This window comes from Geodermatophilus sp. SYSU D00965 (assembly GCF_054050075.1).
Map to the genome: position 1 here is coordinate 76,308 of NZ_JBJGYQ010000008.1, position 21,995 is coordinate 98,302.

18 protein-coding genes are annotated in these 21,995 nt (G+C 74.7%); 8 read left to right on the plus strand and 10 right to left on the minus strand.

Going from position 1 to position 21,995, the window contains the following annotated elements:
* Nucleotides 1–13 precede the first annotated feature (13 nt).
* On the minus strand, nt 14–1,174 hold the full coding sequence (dnaN, locus tag ACI789_RS09500; protein WP_456920325.1) for a DNA polymerase III subunit beta: 1,161 nt from the start codon (nt 1,172–1,174) through the stop codon (nt 14–16).
* A gap of 959 nt (nt 1,175–2,133) precedes the next feature.
* Complete coding sequence (gene dnaA / locus ACI789_RS09505) at nt 2,134–3,891, minus strand: chromosomal replication initiator protein DnaA (RefSeq protein WP_456920324.1); 1,758 nt, start codon at nt 3,889–3,891, stop codon at nt 2,134–2,136.
* A gap of 585 nt (nt 3,892–4,476) precedes the next feature.
* Here dnaA and rpmH point away from each other — a divergent pair.
* The 8 genes from rpmH (at nt 4,477) to ACI789_RS09545 (ending at nt 10,148) form a co-directional block, all read left to right on the plus strand.
* Nucleotides 4,477–4,614, plus strand: coding sequence for a 50S ribosomal protein L34 (gene rpmH / locus ACI789_RS09510; protein WP_456920323.1), 138 nt, complete (start codon nt 4,477–4,479; stop codon nt 4,612–4,614).
* 1 nt (nt 4,615) lies between these two features.
* Nucleotides 4,616–4,999, plus strand: coding sequence for a ribonuclease P protein component (gene rnpA, locus ACI789_RS09515; RefSeq protein ID WP_457008347.1), 384 nt, complete (start codon nt 4,616–4,618; stop codon nt 4,997–4,999).
* Nucleotides 4,996–5,343 carry a membrane protein insertion efficiency factor YidD gene (gene yidD / locus ACI789_RS09520; protein WP_457008349.1) on the plus strand — a complete coding sequence of 116 codons (348 nt, stop codon included), beginning with the start codon at nt 4,996–4,998 and terminating at the stop codon, nt 5,341–5,343. The genes rnpA and yidD overlap by 4 nt, the downstream gene beginning before the upstream one ends.
* On the plus strand, nt 5,336–6,445 hold the full coding sequence (gene yidC, locus ACI789_RS09525; protein ID WP_457008351.1) for a membrane protein insertase YidC: 1,110 nt from the start codon (nt 5,336–5,338) through the stop codon (nt 6,443–6,445). Before yidD ends, yidC begins: the two co-directional genes overlap by 8 nt.
* An 84-nt stretch (nt 6,446–6,529) precedes the next feature.
* Complete coding sequence (locus tag ACI789_RS09530) at nt 6,530–7,216, plus strand: Jag family protein (protein WP_457008353.1); 687 nt, start codon at nt 6,530–6,532, stop codon at nt 7,214–7,216.
* Between the two features lie 74 nt (nt 7,217–7,290).
* Complete coding sequence (rsmG, locus tag ACI789_RS09535) at nt 7,291–7,962, plus strand: 16S rRNA (guanine(527)-N(7))-methyltransferase RsmG (RefSeq protein WP_457008355.1); 672 nt, start codon at nt 7,291–7,293, stop codon at nt 7,960–7,962.
* A gap of 75 nt (nt 7,963–8,037) precedes the next feature.
* Nucleotides 8,038–9,105 (plus strand): ParA family protein, encoded by a 1,068-nt coding sequence (locus ACI789_RS09540; protein ID WP_457008357.1) that lies wholly within the window; start codon nt 8,038–8,040, stop codon nt 9,103–9,105.
* Nucleotides 9,102–10,148 carry a ParB/RepB/Spo0J family partition protein gene (locus ACI789_RS09545; RefSeq protein ID WP_457008359.1) on the plus strand — a complete coding sequence of 349 codons (1,047 nt, stop codon included), beginning with the start codon at nt 9,102–9,104 and terminating at the stop codon, nt 10,146–10,148. The genes ACI789_RS09540 and ACI789_RS09545 overlap by 4 nt, the downstream gene beginning before the upstream one ends.
* Nucleotides 10,149–10,273: 125 nt before the next feature.
* Here the strand turns inward: ACI789_RS09545 and ACI789_RS09550 are convergent, their stop codons facing one another.
* The 8 genes from ACI789_RS09550 to ACI789_RS09585 all read right to left on the minus strand — a co-directional run bounded on the left by ACI789_RS09550 (nt 10,274) and on the right by ACI789_RS09585 (nt 21,965).
* Entirely contained in the window at nt 10,274–11,263 is a 990-nt protein-coding gene (locus tag ACI789_RS09550) for a D-alanine--D-alanine ligase family protein (RefSeq protein ID WP_457008361.1), read from the minus strand.
* Nucleotides 11,260–12,543 (minus strand): aminotransferase-like domain-containing protein, encoded by a 1,284-nt coding sequence (locus ACI789_RS09555; RefSeq protein ID WP_457008363.1) that lies wholly within the window; start codon nt 12,541–12,543, stop codon nt 11,260–11,262. The genes ACI789_RS09550 and ACI789_RS09555 overlap by 4 nt, the downstream gene beginning before the upstream one ends.
* A gap of 316 nt (nt 12,544–12,859) precedes the next feature.
* Nucleotides 12,860–13,960, minus strand: a complete 1,101-nt coding sequence (locus ACI789_RS09560; protein ID WP_457008365.1) for an N-acetylmuramoyl-L-alanine amidase — start codon at nt 13,958–13,960, stop codon at nt 12,860–12,862.
* Nucleotides 13,961–14,227: 267 nt separating this feature from the next.
* Nucleotides 14,228–14,554: a thioredoxin gene (gene trxA, locus ACI789_RS09565; protein WP_456920312.1), complete on the minus strand. Its 327-nt coding sequence runs from the start codon at nt 14,552–14,554 to the stop codon at nt 14,228–14,230.
* Between the two features lie 107 nt (nt 14,555–14,661).
* On the minus strand, nt 14,662–15,636 hold the full coding sequence (trxB, locus tag ACI789_RS09570) for a thioredoxin-disulfide reductase (protein ID WP_457008367.1): 975 nt from the start codon (nt 15,634–15,636) through the stop codon (nt 14,662–14,664).
* A gap of 109 nt (nt 15,637–15,745) precedes the next feature.
* Nucleotides 15,746–17,392: a hypothetical protein gene (locus ACI789_RS09575; RefSeq protein WP_457008369.1), complete on the minus strand. Its 1,647-nt coding sequence runs from the start codon at nt 17,390–17,392 to the stop codon at nt 15,746–15,748.
* A 71-nt stretch (nt 17,393–17,463) separates the two neighbouring features.
* Nucleotides 17,464–19,599: a murein biosynthesis integral membrane protein MurJ gene (gene murJ, locus ACI789_RS09580; RefSeq protein WP_457008371.1), complete on the minus strand. Its 2,136-nt coding sequence runs from the start codon at nt 19,597–19,599 to the stop codon at nt 17,464–17,466.
* Complete coding sequence (locus ACI789_RS09585) at nt 19,596–21,965, minus strand: DUF6049 family protein (protein WP_457008373.1); 2,370 nt, start codon at nt 21,963–21,965, stop codon at nt 19,596–19,598. The genes murJ and ACI789_RS09585 overlap by 4 nt, the downstream gene beginning before the upstream one ends.
* Nucleotides 21,966–21,995 lie beyond the last annotated feature (30 nt).

Consider the following 21,995-nt stretch of genomic DNA (forward strand, 5'->3'; position numbering starts at 1 on the left):
GAGAGCCCTCGCATCACCCGGGCAGGCGCACCGGCATGATCAGGTAGCGGTAACTGCCCGGCCGCTCGGCAGGTCGGGCCTCGCCCTCGTCGTCGGCCGCCGGCTCCTCCACGCCGGAGAGGACGGCGGGCTTGAGCGGGCTGGTGAAGTCCATCCGCGCGCGGCTGGTGTGCACCGAGGCCAGGCCGTCGAGCAGGAACGTCGGGTTGAAGCCGATGGTCAACGGCTCGCCGTCGAACTCGACGTCGCAGCGCTCCTCGGCCTGTCCCTCGTCGTCGGTGCCGCCGGCGCGCAGGGTCACCTGACCCGGGGTGAACTCGCAGCGCAGCGGCGTGCCGCGCTCGGCGACCAGGGCCACGCGCTTGGCGGCGTCGGTGAACAGCCCGACCGGCAGCGTCGCGTTGGCGAGCGACTCGTTGGGCATGATCGCCCGGTACTTGACGAACTCCGCGTCCAGCAGGCGGGTCGTGGTCTGCCGGTCCTTGCCGGACAGGCCCAGGATGCCCTCGCCGGCGCCGCCGGAGGACAGCGAGATCGTGATCTCCGGACCGCTGGTCAGCGTGCGCGCGGCGTCGGCCAGGGTGCGCGCGGGCACCAGCACCGCCGCCGACAGCCCCGGGGTCTCCGGCCGCCAGGCGAACTCGCGCACCGCCAGCCGGTAGCGGTCGGTCGCGGCGAGGGTGACCAGGTCGTCCTCGATCTCGAGCCGGACGCCGGTCAGCATCGGCAGGGTGTCGTCCCGGCCCGCTGCGACGGCGACCTGCCCGACCGCCTCGGCGAAGACGTCGCTGTCGACCGTCCCTGCCGACGACGGCATGGCCGGCAGGGACGGGTAGTCCTCCACCGGCAGCGTCGGCAGGCTGAACCGCGCGTTGCCGCAGGCGATCGACAGCCGCGGGCCCTCGGCGGTGATGTCGACCGGGTGCGGCGGCAGGGCGCGGGTGATCTCGGCCAGCAGCCGACCCGGCACCAGCGTGCGCCCGCTCTCGGTGGCCTGGACGTCGACCTCCGCCCGGGCGGACACCTCGTAGTCGAAGCCGGAGACCGACAGCTGACTGCCGTCGACCTCCAGCAGGATCCCGGCCAGGACCGGCACCGACGGCCGGGGCGGCAGGCTGCGCGCCGTCCAGGCGACGGCATCGGCGAGCACCTCACGTGCCACCCGGAACTTCATGACCTGATCCACCCCAGCTTCCGTACTCCTCCTGCTGCGGTGCTCATCGTGCCTTCTACCGGCGACAAGGGGGTAACCGCAGTCCCTCCGACGGACCGCTCCCGCCCCTCGAGCCGCAGCTTCCCCACCCTGAATGTGGTTCGAGAAAACCTCGATCTCTCTCCCTCATCCTCGTCATCACTGGTGTGGAACCTGGGGATCGAGGCCGAACCCGCAGGTCAGGCCCGAAGTCGACATGTTGGCCCGCTGTGGGTGGACGAGCACCAGCTGTTGTCGACACGTGGACATCTCGACGGCCGTGCACACCCACCGCCGTCCGTCCACGTCCTGTCCCCGGTCCGTCCCGCCCCCGTCCCCAGTCCGTACCCAGCCCCGCCGGCGCCGGCCGGGGACGACGCCGGCACTCACCAGCGCGGACGGGAGAACGTGCAGGTCAGGGGGCCAACGGCGGGAATCACACCGCCTCGGGGATCCGACGCCGTCCTGCGCAGGTCGTGACCGCGTGTGAGCGGTCGGCGTGAGATCTCCCCAGGCTGTGCACATTCCTGGGGACAACTTCTCGACGAGTCGACCGAGGTCACCGGTTCGGGTGACCACCAGACCGCCGTCCACGCGGGGACGACGCACACACGACCGCCCACAGGTCTGTGGACAACGAGCGGGACACCCCGGAGGACGAGCGGGGCCTGCGGCCCTGGCGGATGGGACGTCGCCGTGCACGGCCGAGGCCTGATGGGGTTCGACGAGCCCAGCGGACGACGCGCGACAGGCCGCGGCAGAGCCGGGGACGGCAGGGAGCCGGGCGTGGACCCGTCGCGGGGGGGCCGGAGGCCCTCCCGACGGGGACATGGGCAGCGGCTCAACGCCACGGGGGAACGGCCGTTGGCCGCGGTGTCGTCCGGCGGCCCCGTCCGGAGGCTCGCCGCGAGCGTGCGAGCGGTGAGGGGGACGGGGTCCTCCTACTGCCGGGCGCGGCTCTTGATCCGGGCGGTGAGCTCGGTGACCTGCGTGTAGGTGGCCCGGCGCTCGCTCATCAGGTTGGTGATCTTCTTGACCGCGTGCATGACCGTGGTGTGGTCCTTGCCGCCGAAGGAGGCACCGATCCGCGGCAGGGACAGCTCGGTGAGCTCCCGGCACAGGTACATCGCGATCTGGCGGGCGTTGACCAGCGTGCGGCTGCGGTTGGAGCCCTGCAGCTCCTCCATCGTCACGGAGAAGTACTCGGCGGTGGCGGCCATGATGATCGCCGCGGTGATCTGCGGGCCCTGCTCGTCGCTGATCAGGTCCTTGAGCACCAGCTCGGCCAGCGGCAGGTCGACCTGCTGCTTGTTGAGGCTGGCGAAGGCGGTGACCCGGATCAGCGCGCCCTCGAGCTCGCGGATGTTGGTCTGCACCTTGCTGGCGATGAACTCCAGCACCGCGTCGGGCACCTGCAGCCGCTCGCCGTAGGCCTTCTTGCGCAGGATGGCGATGCGGGTCTCCAGGTCCGGCGCCTGGACGTCGGTGATCAGCCCCCACTCGAAGCGGGTGCGCAGCCGGTCCTCCAGCGTCGTCAGCTTCTTCGGCGCCCGGTCGGAGGTGATGACGATCTGCTTGCTGGCGTTGTGCAGCGTGTTGAACGTGTGGAAGAACTCCTCCTGCGTCCGCTCGGCGCGCTCCAGGAACTGGATGTCGTCGATGAGCAGGAAGTCGATGTCCCGGTAGCGGCGGCGGAAGTCCTCGGCCCGGCCGGAGTGCACCAGGTTGATGAACTCGTTGGTGAACTCCTCGGTGCTCACGTACCGCACCCGGACGTTGGGGAACATCCGTGCCGCGTAGTGGCCGATGGCGTGCAGCAGGTGGGTCTTGCCCAGCCCGGAGTCGCCGTAGATGAACAGCGGGTTGTAGGCGCGGGCCGGCGCCTCGGCCACCGCGACGGCCGCGGCGTGGGCGAACCGGTTGCTGTTGCCGATGACGAAACTGTCGAAGACGTACTTGGGGTTCAGGCCCGGGTCCTGCGCGCCGGTCGGTGCCCGGCGGTCGCCGAACAGCGGGACGGCGTCCCCACCGCGGGGCGGGGCCACCCGGCGGCCGCGGCCGGCCGGCGCGGCCGGCTCGTCCTCCTGCGGCTCGGGGCCGGGGTCGATGTCGAAGGGCAGGACGGCGGCGCCGTCCTCACCACCCCAGTCGCGCGGTGCCCGCCCGCCCCGGGCGGCGGCCCGGCGGGCCGGCGGGCTCCAGTCGGTGGGCGACCACTCCTCCTCGCGCTCGGCGGCCGGCGGCTCGGGCGGGGACTGCCGCTCCGCGGCGTCGCGCTCCCAGGTCAGCGGCGAGGTGACGTCCGTGCGCACGCCGAACGCGCTGCGCCCGTCGTCGGCGCGGTCCCGGGTCTCGCGGTCCTCCTCGGCCCGCTGGGCCTCGACCGCCGACCACCGACGCCGGGTGGGGACCTCCGGGCGCGGTGGCTCGGGCTCGGCCGGTGTGTCCTCCACCTGGACGGCGACCCGGATGTCGCGGCCGAGGTGCTCGGACAGTGCCTCGGCGAGCACGCGGCGCATCCGCGACTCGAGCACGGTCTGGGTGAACTCGTTCGGCGCCGACAGCACCGCGGTGTCCTCGAACACACCCACCGGGCGGGTGAGGTTGAGCATCGCGTTCTGCTGCGGGGACAGGCTCGTGGCCAGCCGCTCGCGGATCTGGTCCCAGACCGTCGCCAGGTCCACCGTGGCATCGGCCATGGCCCTGTCCTCCCCAAACCGTGTGTGCGTCGCCCCTGCCGCGACCGTCCGCAGCCGGGCTTCGTCCCCCGATCAGTCCCCCGCTGTGGACATCCGGACACGCGCTGTCCACACCAGTGTCCACAGGCTGTGCACGACTGGCGACGCACGGGACCGGCATCCGATCGAGTGAATCGGGCAGAGGCGTCGTCGCTGGTCGGAGGTCGTTCTGGGAGATGGTCCGGAGGGCGCGGTGGTCGGTCGACCGAGCGGTGCGGCCCCTGCGCCGGACTCGGGTGTCCGGTGTGGAGCGACGGCGACGCTAACAGCCTCGTCCACAGCCCGGCAACGACGGCGGCACTGCTCGACGGCGTGCCGACGGGCGCGTCGCCCGCGGGGCGCGGCGCGTCGCTGCCCTCTGCTGCGGGGCGTGGTGGACCCTGGGGAGTCGGCGTCAGACCGACCCTCCGGTGTCCGCGATTCCTCGGCTATGCTGGCGGGAGTCTGTGGACGGGGAGCCGGTCCTGCCGAGTTCCACCCGTCCCTCCGCGCGTGCCCGCCCACCGGTGGGTGCGCACCGTCGACGTCGTGTAGTGGGAGTACCTCGTGAGCAAGCGCACGTTCCAGCCGAACAACCGCCGCCGGGCCAAGACCCACGGCTTCCGGCTGCGGATGCGCACCCGCGCGGGCCGGGCGATCATCGCCGGCCGTCGGCGCAAGGGGCGCGAGAAGCTCTCCGCCTGAGGTGCTGCCCGCGCAGGCACGCCTGCGCCGGCGTCCGGAGTTCACCGCGGTCGTCCGGTCCGGTAGGCGTGCCGGACGGCCGACCATGGTGCTCCACTACCTCTCCGAACGGCCCGTGACCCCGACCCCCGGCGACGCCGGAGGGGACGGCGGTCCACGGGCCGGCTTCGTGGTGGGCAAGGCCGTGGGCAACTCCGTCGTCCGGCACCGGGTCACCCGGCGGCTGCGCGCGGTGGTCCGCGACCAGCTGCACCGTCTCCCGCCGTCGGCCGACCTGGTGGTGCGGGCCCGGCCCGAGGCCGCGGCAGCCACCTCGGCCGACCTGGGGCGCGACCTGGCCGCGGGCCTGGACCGGCTCCTCGGCCAGCGGGTCCGCACCCCGTGACCGCCGTCCCCGGCCCCGCCGGACCCTCCGCCCCCGCCGCGCGCGGGCGGGTGGGCCGGGCGCTGCTGGCCGCGGTGGGCTTCTACCAGCGGGCGATCAGCCCGGCCCTGCCCCCGCGCTGCCGCTTCGCCCCCACCTGCAGCGCCTACGCCGCCGAGGCGATCGCGGTGCACGGCGCCGGTCGCGGAACCTGGCTGGCGCTGCGGCGGTTGCTCAAGTGCGCGCCCTGGCACCCCGGTGGCTTCGACCCGGTGCCACCGGCGCGCACGGCACCCCCCACATCAGACCGAGCTCACCCTCCGGCACCCCGCCGGGCCGCGCAGCAGGAGGCTGGCGTTGCTTGACTGGCTCTACACCGCCATCTCCTGGGTCATGGCCCAATGGCACTCGCTGTGGGACTGGGTCTTCGGTGACCCGGCCGCCGGGACGGGCCTGTCCGGCCTGGCCTGGGCGCTGTCGATCGTCTTCCTGGTCGTCACCGTCCGGCTGATCCTGTTCCCGCTGTTCGTCAAGCAGATCAAGTCGCAGCGGGCGATGCAGGAGATCCAGCCGGAGATCCAGCGTCTGCGGAAGCAGTACGGCAGCGACAAGCAGGGCTTCAGCCAGGCGATGATGGCGCTGCAGAAGGAGCGCGGGGTCAACCCGCTGGCCGGCTGCCTGCCGATCCTGCCGCAGATCCCGGTCTTCCTCTCGCTGTTCCACGTGCTGCGCCGGCTCGCCCCTGGTGCGCCCGGCCTCTACGGCTGGAGCGACGAGCTCACCGACGAGGCGGCCCGCGCGCCGTTCTTCGGGGCCCCCATCTCGTCCTCGTTCAACATGACCGGGGCGAAGGAGGAGGCGATCCTCGCCCTGCCGGGGGTCAGCTACACGAGCATCCGGATCGTCGCGTTCCTGCTCATCGTGGTGATGTGCACGACGACGTACGTCACCCAGAAGCAGACGATGAAGCGCTCGGGCCCGGTCGAGGGCCAGGCGGCCACCGTCCAGAAGCTGCTGCTCTACGGCATGCCGATCAGCCTCTTCGTCACCGGCTTCTTCTTCCCCATCGGCGTCCTCCTCTACTGGTTCACCAACAACCTGTGGACGCTGGGCCAGCAGTTCTTCATCCTGCGCAAGATGCCCCCGCCCGGGTCCCCCGCCGCCAAGGCGAAGGCCGAGGCCGACAAGCCGGCGATCGACCCGAAGACGCTCGCGCCCAAGCCCGGCGCCAAGCCGGTGCGGCGCAAGCCCGGCCGCCCCGCGGCGCCCGCGTCGACGGTCGACACCTCCAACCCCACCGGCGACACCACCCCGGCCGACGGCGTGCAGCCGCCCGGCGCCTCCGCCGCCGGGTCCAACGGCCAGCCGCCGGGCGCGGCCGGTCCGGCCGGGAACCGTCCGCGCAGCGGTGGCGCGCGCGGCGGCAGCCCGGGCCCGGCCAACCGGGGGAAGCGCAAGCGCCGCTGACACCGCCGGCGTCCGCTGCGGACGCCCGCCGGCCATCGACCACCGGGGAAGCCCGGACGCCCGCACTGACTGGGAGGAAACGCGATGAGCGCCCCGCAGCACCCCACTGACACGGCCGAGACCGCCGCGACGGCGGAGGCCACCTCCGGCGCCGTCCTCAGCCCCGTGCCCGACGCGGCCGCCGGCCCGGACCAGCCCGACCTGCCGGACCCGGACGCCGACAGCGCGGACGCCGTCGTCGACCCCGCGGACGACGAGGACACGGCTGACGAGGACACGGCGGACGAGGACGCCGAGGACGCCGACGGGGACGACCTGCTCGTCCGCGAGGGCGACGTGGCCGGTGACTACCTGGAGCGGCTGCTCGACATCCTCGACGTCGACGGTGACATCGACCTCGACGTCGAGGGTGACCGGGCGTCGGTCGCCATCGTCGGCGGCGAGCTGCGCGACCTGGTCGGGCCGGACGGCGCGGTGCTGGAGGCGCTGCAGGAGCTGACCCGCCTGGCCGTGGCCCAGTCCACCGGCGTCCGCAGCCGGCTGATGCTCGACATCGGCGGCTACCGTGCCAGGCGTCGCGCTGACCTGACCTCGCTGGCCGCGGAGGCGGCCCGCCGGGTGGCCCAGAGCCGGCAGCCCGAGCGGTTGGTCGCGATGAACCCGTTCGAGCGCAAGGTCGTCCACGACGTCGTCGCCGGGATGTCCGGGGTGCGCAGCGAGTCCGAGGGCGAGGAGCCCAACCGCCGGGTCGTCGTCCTGCCCGATAGGTGAGCGAGCTCGCGAGCTCACCCCGGGAACACGGCACCGCCGGGCACGTGACCGACGAGCGCCAGCGAGGAGGACGCGTGACCGGTCCGGCCACTCCCGACGCCGGCGCACCTCCCGTCCCGCCGGCCCCACCCGCCGCGCGCACCGTCTTCGGGGACGCGCTCCCCGACGCCGAGCGCTACGTGGCCCGGCTGGCCACCGACGGCGTGGTCCGCGGCCTGATCGGCCCGCGCGAGGTGCCGCGGCTGTGGGAACGGCACGTGCTCAACAGCGCGGCGGTCGCCGAGGCGGTCCCGGCGGAGGCCCGGGTGGTGGACGTCGGCAGCGGCGCCGGCCTGCCCGGGGTACCGCTGGCGCTGGCCCGCCCGGACGTCCGCCTGACCCTGGTCGAGCCGATGGCCCGGCGGGTGGAGTTCCTCGAGGAGGTCGTCGCCGAGCTCGGCGTCCCGTGGCGGGTCGTGCGGGGGCGGGCGGAGGAGCGCTCCGTGCGGGCGGCCGTCGGCCCGGTCGACGTCGTCACCGCGCGGGCGGTCGCCGCCCTCCCCCGGTTGGTGACCTGGTGCCGCGGCCTGATGCGGCCCGGCGCCCAGCTCGTGGCGCTCGTCGGCGCCCGCGCCGTCGAGGAGCTGCCGGGCCTGGTGCCCGAGCTGGAGTCCGCGGGGATGCGCGACGTGCACGTCCGGGCTGTCGGCGCAGACCTCGGAGAGGCTGCCACTACCGTGGTGGTGATGACGCGTGGAGCACGGTGAGCCCTGTTCCACGTGGAACCCGTACCGCTTCCCGAACCCGTTCCACGTGAAACGGCTCGGCAGGAAGGACCTGCGATGACCGACCCCGGCGAGCGGCTGCGATCCAGCCTCGCCGCCGACCAGGCGGCCGGCGCCGGAGTGGAGTTCGACAGCCCGATCGCGATGGAGGCGCTGCGGGCCACCCGCGTGCTGCACGCCGCGAACCAGGAGCCCTTCCCGGTTCCCGGCCGGATCCGGGTCATCACCATCGCCAACCAGAAGGGTGGCGTCGGCAAGACCACGAGCGCGGTGAACCTGGGCGTCGCTCTGTCCCTCTACGGCCTGCGCACGCTGGTCATCGACCTGGACCCGCAGGGCAACACCAGCACCGCGCTCGGGGTCGAGCACACCGTGGGGACGCCGTCGGTCTACGACGCCCTGGTCAGCGACAGCTCGCTGTCGGAGGTCGTCCACCCGACGACGGCCAGTCCGCTGCTGCACTGCGTGCCGGCGACGATCGACCTGGCCGGCGCCGAGATCGAGCTCGTCTCCGTCGTGGCCCGCGAGTACCGGCTGCGCCGCGCGATCGAGGCCTACCTGCAGGCGCTCCCGCCCGAGCAGCGGCCGTGGTACGTGCTGATCGACTGCCCGCCGTCGCTGGGGCTGCTGACGCTCAACGCGCTGGTCGCCGGCGACGAGGTGCTCATCCCCATCCAGTGCGAGTACTACGCGCTGGAGGGGCTGGGCCAGCTGCTCAACAACATCGACCTGGTCCGCCAGCACCTCAACCCGGGCATCGCCGTCCGGACGATCCTGCTGACGATGTACGACGCCCGCACCAAGCTCGCCGACCAGGTGGCCGAGGAGGTCCGCAACCACTTCGGCGACCTGGTGCTCGACGCGGTCATCCCCCGCAACGTGCGCGTCTCGGAGGCGCCCGGGTACGGACAGTCGGTGCTCACCTACGACCCCGGCTCGCGCGGCTCGACCAGCTACGTCGAGGCCGCCCGCGAGCTCGCCCAGCGAGGGGTCTCCCTGCCGCCCCTGGCCACGCGGACCGGGCCGGGCACCCCCGCCGCTCCCCCACCGGCGACCTCCCTGGCCTTCCCCGACACCGACGCGGCCACCGTGCCCGTCCCCCCGTCTCCTGAGGAGAGAGCATGAGCAAGCGTGGCGGTCTCGGCCGGGGGCTCGCGGCGCTGATCCCCACCGCCCCGCCGGTCGAGCAGCCGACGCTGCCGGAGACCGGGGACGGCGGGGAGCGCCCGGAGGGCACCGCGCCGGCCGCCCCCGCGGAGACCCCGGCCGCTCCTCCGGTGCACCTGCTGCCGCCGGCGGCGGAGGCGGCCGCCTCGGTCGCCCGCCAGGTGGAGGAGGCCGCGGTCGGCGTCCCCGGCGCGCAGCTGCGCGAGGTCGCCGTCGACGACGTCGTCCCCAACCCGAAGCAGCCTCGCCAGGTCTTCGACGACGAGGCGCTGGAGGAGCTCACCCACTCGGTGCGGGAGTTCGGCCTCCTGCAGCCGATCGTGGTGCGCGAGCGCAGCGAGGGCGGCTACGAGCTCATCATGGGCGAGCGCCGGCTGCGCGCCGCCCGCGCGGCCGAGCTGGACAGCGTGCCGGCCATCGTCCGTGACACCACGGACGACGCCCTGCTGCGCGACGCCCTGCTGGAGAACATCCACCGCGTCCAGCTCAACCCGCTGGAGGAGGCGGCGGCCTACCAGCAGCTGCTGGAGGAGTTCGGCGCCACCCACGAGGAGCTGGCGCAGCGGATCGGCCGCAGCCGCTCGCAGGTCACGAACACCATCCGGCTGCTCAAGCTGCCGGTGAAGGTGCAGACCCGGGTCGCGGCCGGGGTCATCTCGGCCGGGCACGCCCGGGCGCTGCTCGGCCTGGCCGACACCGACGCCCAGGAGGCCCTCGCCACCCGGATCGTCGCCGAGGGGATGTCGGTGCGGGCGACCGAGGAGGCGGTCGCCCTGGCCGCCGCCGAGCAGCCGGCCGCGAAGCGGCGCACCCGGCGGATCAGCGCACCCGGCGTCGAGGACCTCGCCGGGCGGCTGTCGGACGCCTTCGAGACCAAGGTCAAGATCCAGATCGGCCGGGCCAAGGGCCGCATCGTCGTCGAGTTCGGCTCGGTCGACGACCTCCAGCGGATCATCGGCCAGATGGCCCCGGACATCACCGGGCGCCGATCCGAGGAGTGAAGCCGCGACGGGCCACGAAGGCCGGGTTCCGTCACTGACGGAACCCGGCCTTCGTCACTCTCCCCCGGGCCCCGTCCCGGGTCCCGCCCCGAGCGGGCGAGGGGTGGGGAGGACGGGGCCCTCCTTCAGCGCTCGGTGGCGGCCCGCCGGGACAGCAGCCGGGCGAGGACGTCGCCCAGCGAGTAGCCGGCCGCCTCGACGGCCATGGGGAACATCGACGTCTCGGTGAGCCCCGGGGAGACGTTCACCTCGAGGAAGTGGACCTCGCCGTCGGGGCTGACGATGGCGTCGGTGCGGGAGAGGTCCCGCAGACCCAGCACGCGGTGCACCTGGACGGCGAGCGCGGCTGCCTTGGCCGCCACCTCGTCGGGCACCCGGGCCGGGGAGTGGTACTCGGTGAGGCCCGGGGTGTAGCGGGAGGTGTAGTCGAAGACGCCGGACTCCGGGGCGATCTCCACCGCCGGCAGCGCCTCGGGGCCCTCGCCGAGGTCGACGACGGACAGCGCGAGCTCCACGCCCTCGACGAAGCGCTCCACCAGCACGGTGTCCCCGTAGGCGAAGCAGCTCACCATCGCGGCGGGGAGGTCCTCGACCCGGGTGATCTTCTGCGCGCCCAGGGCGGACCCGCCGGAGGCCGGCTTGACCATGAGCGGCAGGCCGAGCCGGGCGACGATGAGGTCCAGGACCGCGCCGGCCCCCAGCTCCCGGAAGGTGCTGTGCGGCAGTGCCACCCAGTCCGGCGTCGTCACGCCGGCGGAGCGGACGACGGACTTGGCCGCCGGCTTGTCCCACGCCAGCCGGCAGGCGGCCGCCGGGGAGCCGACGTAGGGGACGCCGGCGAGGTCGAGGACGGCCCGCAGCGCGCCGTCCTCCCCAGTGGCCCCGTGCAGCGCGATGAACACCGCGTCGGCGGGCGCGGCGGACAGCCCGGGCAGCAGGTCGGCGTCGGCGTCGCGCACCTCGGCGTCCACGCCGGCGCGGGTGAGCTCCTCCCACACCTGGGTGCCCGAGGAGAGGCTGACCTCGCGTTCGAAGTTCAGCCCGCCGGCGAGGACGACGGCGCGCAGCGGGTGCGGGGTGGCGGCGGGGTCGGCGGCCGATGCCGTCTCGGTCATGCGCGGTCCTCGTAGCGGTCGCTGTTGGCGGGGCCGACGAACGGGTCGACGTCGGGGACGCGCGGCCCCCCGAGTGCGGTGAAGGAGCCCGTGTCGACGCCGGAGAAGGTCGAGTGCAGGTCCAGCTCGGCCTCGACGACGCGGGCCAGCCGGCGCACCCCCTCCCGGATCTGGTCCGGCTCGGGGTAGCAGTAGGACAGCCGCATGTACTCCCGGCCCGAGCCGTCGGCGTAGAACCCGATGCCGGGCACGTAGGCCACGTGCGCGTTGACCGCGCGCGGCTGCATCAGCTTGGCGTCGAGGCCGTGCGGCAGCTTCAGCCACACGTAGAACCCGCCGTCCGGCTTGGTCCAGGTGGTGCCGGCGGGCATCAGCTGCTCGAGGGACTCCAGCGTCGCGTCCCGCCGCTCGCGGTAGAGCTCGACGAAGTGCTTGATCTGCTCGCGCCACGGCTGGGTGTCCAGGTAGCGCGCGACGGCGTACTGGGTCAGCGACGGCGGACACAGCACCTGCGCCTCGGTGGCCAGCACCAGCTTCTCCCGGACGGCGAGCGGGGCCAGCACCCAGCCGACCCGCAGGCCCGGGGAGAACGTCTTGGAGAACGAGCCGAGGTAGATGACCCGACGGTTGTCGCGCGCGCGCAGGGCCCGCATCGGGTCGCGGTCGAAGCCGAGCAGGCCGTAGGGGTTGTCCTCGATGACCAGCAGGTCGTAGCGCTCGGCGATCTCCATGACCGCGTCGCGCCGCGGCTCGGAGAGGGTGACCCCGGCCGGGTTGTGGTAGTTCGGCACGGTGTAGAGGAACTTCACCCGGTCGCCGTTGGAGCGGCACTCGATGAGCGCCTGCTCCAGCGCCTCGGGGATCAGCCCGTCGTCGTCCATCGGGACGTGCCGGACCCGCGCCTCGGACGCCTGGAAGACGCCCAGCGCGCCGACGTAGGACGGGCCCTCGGCCAGGACCACGTCCCCGGGGTCGCAGAACACCCGGGTGACCAGGTCCAGCCCCTGCTGGGAGCCGACGGTCACCACGACCTCGCTGGGCGAGGCGTCGGTGATGCCCTCCAGCGCCATGACGTCGCAGATCCGCTCGCGCAGCCGGGGGTCGCCCTGGCCGGAGCCGTACTGCAGCGTCTGCGCGCCCATGCCCGAGACCAGCTCGCCGATCATCGAGCCCACCGCGTCCAGCGGCAGCGCGGTGACCGCGGGCATGCCGCCGGCCAGCGACACGACCTCCGGCCGGCTGACGACGGAGAACAGCGCACGGATCTCGGAGGTCTTCATCCCGTGCGTGCGTGCTGCGTACCGGTCCGCCAGCGGGTCCAGCCGCGGGTGGCGCGGCGCCGGGTGGGGGTTCACACCGGGGCCCGGGGACGTACCGGGCGTAAGGGAGGCCACCTGTCGAGTGTAGGGAGCCCTCCGGCCGCCCCCGCCGGGGACACGGCGAGACGGACCATTCCGCCAGTCGTCCTCCGGACGACACCGCGGCCAGGTGTCGTCCCCTGCTGCGCTGAGCCCTTCCCGTCCTTCCTCGGGAACCCTCCGGGTCCCCGCTCGTCAGGACGCCTCGCAGGGCGGCTCCCGTGTTCCTGCGGCTTCTTCAGACCCGGCCGGGGAGGACGAAGGTGCCGGTGGGCGGGTCGGCCTCGGCGGGCAGGAACAGCCGCTGGACGGCGGCGACGACGGCGCTGGCGACGGTGCTGCGCAACCGGGCGTCGAGCAGCAGCAGCCGGTCGACCGGGTGGGAGAGGTACCCGCAGTCGATCCGCACCGCCGGCATCCGGGACGTGCGCAGCAGGTCCCAGGTCTTGGGGTGCGTGCCCAGGTCGAGCATGCCGGTGCGCGCGATGATCTCCCGGCGGGCCAGGTTGGCGAACTGCTCGCCGACCGTGGACGACGCTCCCGACCCGGTGCCGTAGTGGTAGCTGGCCACCCCGCGGGCGTGCTCGGAGGGGTGCGCGTCGAGGTGCAGGGAGAGGAAGAGGTCGGCGCGGGCGTCGTTGGCGAACCGCGTCCGCTCGGTGTCGGTCGGGTTCTGGTCGCGGCCGCGGGTCAGGTACACCGTGGCGCCGGCGGCGGCGAGCTGGCCCTCGATGCGCGAGGCGAGGTCGAGGACCAGGTCGGCCTCGGTCGTCTCCCCCGCGGTGTTGCCGGGGTCGGAGCCGCCGTGGCCGGGGTCGAGGACGATCCGCCGGCCGATGAGGTGCGGACCGCTCTCCACGAAACTCGCGCTCTGCCGGAGCAGCTGCGGCCGCCCGCCGGTGACCTTGCGGCCGAGCTGGCGCAGTGCCCGCAGCGTGGCCGGCCCGCAGGTGCCGTCGGAGGTGAGGCCGTAGTCCCGCTGGAAGGCCCGCAGACCCACCTCGGTCTCGGGGCCGAAGACGCCGTCCACCGGTCCGGCGTCGTAGCCGAGCTCGTGCAGCCGGTCCTGCAGGTTGGTGACGTCGTCGCCCCGGATCGGCCGCTCGGGGTCGTGGTGCAGCAGCCGGTCGCCGAGGGACCAGCGGGCCTCGGACAGCCCCCGGTAGGTCTCCTCCCCCACCCGGCCGTCGACGCTGAGCCCGCGGATCTGCTGGAAGTGGCGGACGGCGAGCTCGGTGGAGGAGTCGTAGACCGCCTGCTCCAGCGGCTCCTCCTCGACGTTCCCGTTCCCGGCGGGCAGCAGCCCCAGCGAGCGCAGGGCGGCGTGCACGTCGGCCACGGCGGGGCCACGGTCCCCCGGCCCCAGAGGGTGCATGCGGCTGTCGGTTCCCATCGTGGGTCGATTGTGGTCCCCGGGACCCGGCCCGGCCCAGCGGGGGCGTGCGCCGGCCCCCAGCGCCCCGTGGCGCCGGGCCGGAACGCGCAGGGCGCCGGGACCCCGAACGCGCCAGGGCCTCCCCCGCACGCGGCGGGGGAGGCCCTGGTCACGGCCCCGTCCCGGGTCTCACCCTGAGCTTGCGAAGGGTGGGGAGGACGGGGTCCTTCTTCAGAGGTAGTCGGCGAGGTCGGAGAGGATCGCGCCCTTGGGCTTGGCCCCGATGATGCTCTTCACCGGCTTGCCGCCCTGGAAGACCGTCATCGTCGGGATCGACATGACCTGGTAGTCACGCGCGATCTGCGGGTTCTCGTCGATGTTGAGCTTCGCGATCGTCAGCTTGTCGCCGTGCTCCGCGGCGATCTCCTCGAGGACCGGAGCGACCATCTTGCACGGGCCGCACCACTCCGCCCAGAAGTCGACGAGGACGGGCTTGTCACTGCCCAGCACGTCGTCGGCGAAGGTGGCGTCGGTGACCGTCTTGGTGCTGCCTGCCATGGTCGTTCTCCTCAGTCTTTCGTGGCTCGGAACTGGGCCCGGCAGGGACAACCGGCCCGATGCCTGGTCTATGCCCGGTTCAGGCAACGCCCCTGCACGGTCCTCGCTCAGCGCTCGTGGAACTTCTCGGCCAGGTAGCGCTCGGCGTCGATGGCCGCCGAGGCACCGGTGCCGGCCGAGGTGATGGCCTGACGGTAGATGTGGTCGACCACGTCACCGCAGGCGAAGACGCCGTCGATGTTGGTCCGGGTGGTGGGGTGCTCCACCTGGATGTAGCCCTCGTCGTCGAGCTTCAGCTGGCCGGCGAACAGCTCGCTGCGCGGGTCGTGCCCGATGGCGACGAAGACGCCGGTGACCGGGACCTCCTCGGTCGCGCCGGTCTCGACGTCGGTGAGCCGGACGCCGGAGACGGTGTCCTCGCCGAGCACGTCGCTGACCGTCTTGCCCAGCTGCCAGCGGATCTTCTCGTTGTCCTGGGCGCGCTTCTGCATGATCTTCGAGGCGCGCAGCTCGTTGCGGCGGTGCACGACGGTCACGGTCTTGGCGAAGCGGGTGAGGAAGGTGGCCTCCTCCATCGCCGAGTCACCGCCGCCGACCACGATGATGTCCTGGTCGCGGAAGAAGAAGCCGTCGCAGGTGGCGCAGGCGGAGACGCCGCGGCCGAGCAGCCGGGCCTCGTTGTCCAGGCCCAGGTACCGGTACTTCGACCCGGTCGCGACGATGACCGCGTGGGCGCGGTGCACCTCGTCCCCGACCTTGACGATCTTCGGCTCGGCGGTGAGGTCGACCTCGGTGACGTCCCGGGCGACCAGCTCAGCGCCGAAGCGCTCGGCCTGGGTGCGCATGTCGTCCATGAGCTGCGGGCCCTGGATGCCCTCGGCGAAGCCGGGGAAGTTCTCCACCTCGGTGGTGGTCATCAGCGCGCCGCCGAACTGGGAGCCCTCGAACACCAGCGGGTGGAGGTTGGCGCGGGCGGCGTAGATGGCGGCGGTGTACCCCGCCGGCCCCGACCCGATGATGATCAGGTCGCGGATCCCGTCGTGCTCCGCCGGCGGGATCGCGGGGTTCCCCTCGGTGGTCACGGCGGGTCCAGGGGTCGGGTGGTCTGTGGTCACGGGCGGCACAACGAGGATGGTAGGGGCCGCATTCCCCGCGCAGGAGGGCCGCATTCCCTGGGGCGGAAGGAGCGGCTCAGCCCGCGGCGCGCAGCTCCACCTCGGCGACGTCGGCGGAGAAACCGTCGCCGGAGGGCACCAGGCCGGTGATCCACACCAGCACGTAGCGGGAGGTCACCGGGGCGGTGAAGTCCAGGTCCGTGGTGGCCTCGAGCTCGCCGGAGGCCTGCACCGCGAAGTCGTCGAGCGACCCGTCGGGCGACCCGCCGGTGCGGATCTCGACGGCCGCTCCGGGGGTGTTGGTGGTCAGCGTGACCCCGGCCAGGGACTGGTCCGAGCCGAGGTCGTAGACGACGCCGACACCGTCCTTGAGGTTGCCGAAGGCGGCCGAGCCCCGGTACTCCAGCGTCGACCAGGAGGTGGCCGGGTCGCCGTCGTAGGAGAGCGGGATCTCGTCGGTGTTCTCCGGCTCGCCGTCGCCGAACGGGTCGAAGACCGTCGCCGCGGTGATCGCGGCCGTCGTGCCGTCGCCGGCCGGCGTCTCCTCGGGGGCGGGGGCGGCGCTGGTGGGGGAGGTCGCCGACGGGCTGCTGGGCTCGCCCACGGAGTCCGCGACCGACAGCACGCTGGAGCCGAACCACCAGGCCAGCCCCACCACGACGGCGAGGGTGGCGGCGACCAGGGCGGCGATGAGCAGCCGGCGGCGCCCGGGGCGCGGTTCGTCGTCGTCGTCGGCGCCGCCCTCGTCCTCGTCGACGAGGTCCTCGTCCCCGTCGGCGGGCCCGTCGTACTCCTCCACCCCGAAGCCGGCCGCCAGCGGCAGCAGGTCCTCGTCGGCGTCGTCGGCGCGGGTGCCGGGCACCGGCGGGCGGCCCTGGGGGTCCAGCCGGCGGGCGCCGGAGCGGGAGCCGTCCACCGTCGGCGCCGGGTCGTCGGCGCCGTCCTCACGGCGCTCGCGCAGCCGGCGCAGCCAGCCGCTGTCGGTCTCGTCCGGCCCGCGCAGCGGCTCCGACGGGTGGGTGCCGCGGGGCCGTTCGGCCAGCAGCGCGGCCATGGCCGCGACGCTGGACAGCCCCGCGCCGGGCTGCGTGGAGCGGGCGCGGCGGACCAGCGCGGCCAGGTCGGGCGCCATCGCGGGGGTCCGGCCGGGGACCACGGTGTCGCCGGAGCGGCGGCCGGTGAGGCAGTACTCGAGCAGCTCCCCGAGGGCGGCGATGTCGCCCTGCATGGCGCCGCTGGCGGCGGGGACCGACCGCAGCCCGACCAGGCCGTTGGGCCGTAGGACGACGGTGTCGGGGGTGATCCCGCCGACGGCCAGCCCGACCCGGTGCGCCTCGGCGACGCCCTCGGCGAGCCGCCGCAGGACGGTGCGGACCTCCCGGTCGGGCATCGGGCCCTCGGCGAGCCGCTCGCCCAGCGTCTGCCCCTCGATCCACTCGTTGACCACGTAGGCGGCGCTGTCACCGCCCTCCCCGGTGCCCTCGGCGGCGTCGTAGACCATCGCCAGGGCGGGGGTCGCCAGGCCGCCGGCGGTGAGCGCCCGGGTGATCCACTCGCGCGCCGCCGCACCGCCGGGGCTGTGCACCCGGATGGCGACGTCCCGGTTGAGGATGCGGTCCTTGGCGCGCCAGCAGCGGATGACACCGGTCGCGGTGGTCTCGCGGGCGCCGACCTCGTCGAGGGGGCGGTAGCGGTCGGGGAGTCCGGTGGCCGTGGACGTCATCGACGCGGCCGACCCCCTGTTCGCTCCGGGCCGGCGGCTCGATTGCCCCGGCGGGGGCGCCGCCGCGCTGCTCACCCGCGCCCCAGCCGGGCCCTGACGGCAGCCAGGGGCGCACGGGTCTCCGGAACTCGGGCGAGCACGATCCCTGCCAGAGCCGCGACGCCGATCACCACGGTACCGATCAGCAGGGTGGCGAGCGAGCCCCCCACCGACGTCCCCAGAGCGTCGTCGGTCACGCGGACGACGCCCCACCCGACCAGCGCCGCCACCACCGACGCGGCGGCGACCCGCAGCACCGTCCCGAGCGTGTGCGCCCCACCCAGACTCCCCAGCCGCCGGCGCAGTGCCACGTGGCCCAGCGCCCAGCCGGCCACGTAGGTGACGCTGGTGACCAGCATCAGCCCGGCCACGACGTGCTGCGGGCCGACGACGACGGGGACCAGTAGCAGCAGCGGCACCCGGACGGCGACCATGCCGAGCTGGAGGAGCGTCGGCGTCCGCGCGTCCTTCATCGCGTAGAACACCCGCAGCTGCAGCAGGGTCACCGCCATCGGCAGCAGCCCGAAGGCGCCCACGGCGAGGGCCACGCCGATCGCGCGGGCGTCGTCGACGCCGGTGTTCCCGCGGGCGAAGGCGACGGTGGCCAGCGCCGGGCCGAGCACGGTGAGCGCGGCGGCCACCGGCAGCAGCCCGAGCGCGGACAGCCGGGTGCCGAGGGAGAGGTCCTGCACCACGCCCGGGACGTCGGAGCGGGCGGCGGCCCGGCTCATCCGCGGCAGCAGCGCCGTGAGCAGGGCGACGCCGATGATCCCGTAGGGCATCTGGAACAGCAGGCTGGCGATCGCGAAGGCGCTCGAGCCCAGGCCGCCCTCGCGGGTCGCCTGGTTGGCGATGCGGGTGGCGACGACGACGCCGACCTGGCTGATCGCCACGTAGCCGATGACCCACAGCCCCAGGGCGCCCACCTCGCGCAGGCCCGTCTGCCGCAGGTTCCAGCGGGGCCGCAGCGGGACGCCGGCCCTGCGCAGCAACGGCAGCAGCACGAGCGCCTGCAGCGCGATGCCCAGCGTGGTGCCGACGCCGAGCAGCCACACCTGGCCGTCGGTGATGGTGGCGGGGGTGAGGTCGCCGGGCCCGCTGGCAGCGACGAACAGCAGGCCGGTGGCGATGACCACCACGTTGTTGAGGACCGGCGCCCACGCCGGCGGGCCGAACACCCCGCGGGTGTTGAGCACCGCCTGGGCGAGCGCCCCCAGCCCGTAGAAGACGATCTCCAGCAGCAGGATCCGCGCCAGCCAGTTGGCCAGCCGGACCTGGTCGGGATCGCCCTGGATGCCGTAGAGCGAGGTCAGCCACGGCGCGACCACGATGGCCACCGCCGTCACGCCGACCAGGCCCGCGAGGGCCACGGTGGACAGCCGCTGCGCGTACCGGACGCCGCCGTCGGCGTCCCGCTCCTGGGCGTGCACCAGCAGCGGCACGATCACCGAGGTCAGGACGCCGCCGAGCAGCAGCTCGTAGACGATGTTGGGCAGCGTGTTGGCGGTGTTGTAGGCGTCGTTGACCAGGCCCACGCCCAGCGCCGCGGCCAGCACCATCGTGCGCAGCAGACCGGTGACGCGGGAGACCAGCGTCGCGACCGCCATCGTCCCGGCGGCCCGCAGGATGCCGCGGCTGGCGCCGGGCGCGCCCTCGCGGGCCTCGACCTCCTCGTCGGTCTCGTCGACGCGGCGGGGCACCGCGGGCAGCACGGGGATGAGCTGGGTGTCGTCCGGGCCGGGGACGAAGCGGGCACGGGGCCGCGGCGGCGGGACCGGCGGCAGCGGTCGGGCGCGGGCCGCGGGTGGCGCGGTCGGCCGCGCCTCGGCCGGCCGGCCCCCGTTCTCCGACGCCGGCCGCGCAGCGGTCTCCGGGCCCGGACGGGCAGCGGTCTCCGACGCCGGCCGCGCAGCGGTCTCCGGGCCCGGACGGGCCGGGGCGGCGGGCACCTGCGGATAGGGCGGCGGAGGAAGCCGCAGCGCGGCCGAGCCGGGGCCGGGCACCGGCGGCGGAGGGGAGGCGGGCACCGGCGGCACCCGGCGCCCGGCGTCGTGCGGCGTGGCGCCGTCCCGCGGTGCCCCGCGGTCGCCGCCGGTGCGCTCCGGCGGCGGTACCGGGGGCAGGGGGATGCGGCGCTGCTGCTCGCCGACGGGGCGGTCGCCGGTCACACCGGGCTCCGCGTCGGCGGCAGCGGCACCGGGGCGCCGGCCTCCTCGGGCGTCCCGCGGCGGCGGCGCAGCACGAACAGCACCAGGCGGCGCAGGAAGAGCAGCCCCAGCAGGGCCGCCGCGCCGATCGTGGTGATCAGCGAGATGGACCCGTACGCGGTGCTCTTGACCTGCAGCTCCACCGGCTCGCCGAGCGACCCGCCGTCCGGGGTGGTGAGCGTGGCGACGACACCGAACCGGCCGGACTGGCGCACCTCGGTGGGCACCTGCAGCGTCGTCCGCTGGTCGGGGGCGAGGACCTGGGCCCCGATGTCGTCGACGGTCAGGGCGCTGCCGCGGGTCTGCAGGTCCAGCAGCACGCGGACGGCGAAGGGCAGGTCGTTGCGCACGGTGAGCACGAGCGGGGCGTCGCTGGAGGCGAGGCTGTAGGTGCCGTCGGCCGGGGAGAGCAGGGTGACCCGCTCGCGCAGCCCTGACAGGGTCGCCCGCAGGTCGGCGGCGGCCGCACCGAAGCCCTCCGGGTCGTCCCGCCACGCCGCGGACGTCGCCCGGGACACGGCGGCGTCGTAGGGGGCCAGCGCCGTGCCGGCGTCCTCGACGACGGCGCCGGCGAGGTCGTCGCGCACGCCCACCGCGGTGGTGACGTCGGCGAGGCCGCCCGCGGCCAGGCCGCCCGGCTCGGCCGGCGGGACCAGCTCACCGGCGTCGGCGGTGGGGCCGTCGTCGAGCTGGGCGACCGTCACCGGACGCAGCCACGGCAGCTGGGCCGCGGCGGCGATGATCGAGGTCACCCCCGCCGGGTCGACGTCGACCTCGCGGGGCGGGGCGACCAGCACGGTCTGCGGGGCGGCCGGGTCGCCCCCGGTGCGGAGGCCGAGCAGGGCCAGCTCGGCGAGGTAGCGCTGCTCGGCGATGCGGGTGCCACCCGGCGAGCTCGCCGCCGCGCCGACCAGCCCGCCGAGCCCGCTGTCGGCGACCAGCGCGTCGACGTCGCCGCCGTCGGCGGGCACCGTCGTCCGGGCCGCGGCGCCGTCGCCCTCCAGGCCGAGCGCCGCGTCCCCCTCCGACAGGCCGCCGGGGGCCAGCACGACCTCGTCGACACCGCCCGCGCGGAGGGTGGCGAGGGTGTCGGCGCGCAGCGACCCGCCGACCGCCCAGGCCAGGTCGGTGCGCGGCTCGACGCCGAGGGCGTCGCCGAGGATGGCCGCGCCGGCGCTGGTGGTGGCCTCCTCGTCCTCGTCCTCGGCCGGGCCGGCGGCCCCGGTGGTCTGCGCCGCGGGGGTGGGCGCGTCTGGGTCGTCCTGGGCGGTCCCGTCGGGGGTCCCGGGGAGGCTGCGGGTGACGACGTCGGGCAGCCCGGCCGCGGTGAGGGCGTCGGCGTCGACGTCGCCGTAGGGCAGCGCGACCACCGGGTGGTCGGCGGCGACCGCGCGCAGCCGGTCGAGGAACGCGGCGGCGTCCTCCGTGCCCTCCCCGGCGTCCTCCTGCCCGGCGACGTCGTAGGGGCCGTCGGCCATGATCTCGAGCTCCTCGACCAGCGCGGGGTCGATCGCCAGGGTCACCCGCACCACCGGCGCGGGCTCGCTGCCCGCCGCGGCCGGCGTCTCGGGCAGGCGCTCCACGGCGGCCAGCGCCCGGTCCAGGCGGCCGCCGGAGGCCACCTCCTCGGCCAGGCCGTCGTCGGTGAACCGCCCGGCGGCGTCGCGGTGGGTCCGCTCCACCAGCGGCCACAGCCAGGCGACGCCGGTCGGGGCTGCCGGCTGCGCGGGGGGCTGCACGAGGAAGGTCGACAGCTCACCGACGCGGCGGCGCTCCCCGTCGGCGGTCGCGGCGTTGAGGTTGAGCAGCACCGGGTAGACGCCGTCCCGGTCGATGCGCAGCTCGCCGGTGTTGGTCGTGAGCGCGAACGACAGCTCCTCCCCGGGCTCCAGCTCGCCCGGCACCTCCTGGAACGGCGTGGTGACGGCGGTCGTCGCGTCGGGGTCGGTGTCGGCGGCCTGCAGCTCGGCGCGGGTGTCGAGCAGTTCGCCGCGCTGCAGCCGGACGTCGAGGTCGGTCAGCGTCTCGGTGCCGGTGTTGCTGAGGGTGCCGGCGATGGTGACGGTCGCGCCGGGCGTCAGGGTGCGCGGCTCCAGGCGGTCGACCTCCACCTGGACCGGGCGGGTGGTGTCGCTGACGTCGTCCTCGGCCGCGGGGTCGGGGTCGCCCGGGGCGGCCGTGGCGGCCGGGGCGGCCAGCCCGAGCAGCGGGCCGGTGAGCAAGGTGGCCAGCGCGGCACACAGCGTCGTCCGCCGGCGGGCACGGGTCGGCGTCCGAGCGGGAGCGCCGGACCGGCCACCGGCGCTCCCGGCAGCCGCCCGGGTCACGACAGCTCCCCGCCGGCGCCCGGAGTGGCG

Excerpts from the sequence above, each read along its gene's own strand:
- dnaN (WP_456920325.1), bottom strand. The coding sequence starts at position 1,174 with ATGAAGTTCCGGGTGGCACGTGAGGTGCTCGCCGATGCCGTCGCCTGG.
- dnaA (WP_456920324.1), bottom strand. The coding sequence starts at position 3,891 with ATGGCCGATGCCACGGTGGACCTGGCGACGGTCTGGGACCAGATCCGC.
- ACI789_RS09530 (WP_457008353.1), top strand. The coding sequence starts at position 6,530 with ATGAGCGCCCCGCAGCACCCCACTGACACGGCCGAGACCGCCGCGACG.
- ACI789_RS09540 (WP_457008357.1), top strand. The coding sequence starts at position 8,038 with ATGACCGACCCCGGCGAGCGGCTGCGATCCAGCCTCGCCGCCGACCAG.
- ACI789_RS09545 (WP_457008359.1), top strand. The coding sequence starts at position 9,102 with ATGAGCAAGCGTGGCGGTCTCGGCCGGGGGCTCGCGGCGCTGATCCCC.
- ACI789_RS09550 (WP_457008361.1), bottom strand. The coding sequence starts at position 11,263 with ATGACCGAGACGGCATCGGCCGCCGACCCCGCCGCCACCCCGCACCCG.
- ACI789_RS09555 (WP_457008363.1), bottom strand. The coding sequence starts at position 12,543 with ATGAAGACCTCCGAGATCCGTGCGCTGTTCTCCGTCGTCAGCCGGCCG.
- trxA (WP_456920312.1), bottom strand. The coding sequence starts at position 14,554 with ATGGCAGGCAGCACCAAGACGGTCACCGACGCCACCTTCGCCGACGAC.
- ACI789_RS09575 (WP_457008369.1), bottom strand. The coding sequence starts at position 17,392 with ATGACGTCCACGGCCACCGGACTCCCCGACCGCTACCGCCCCCTCGAC.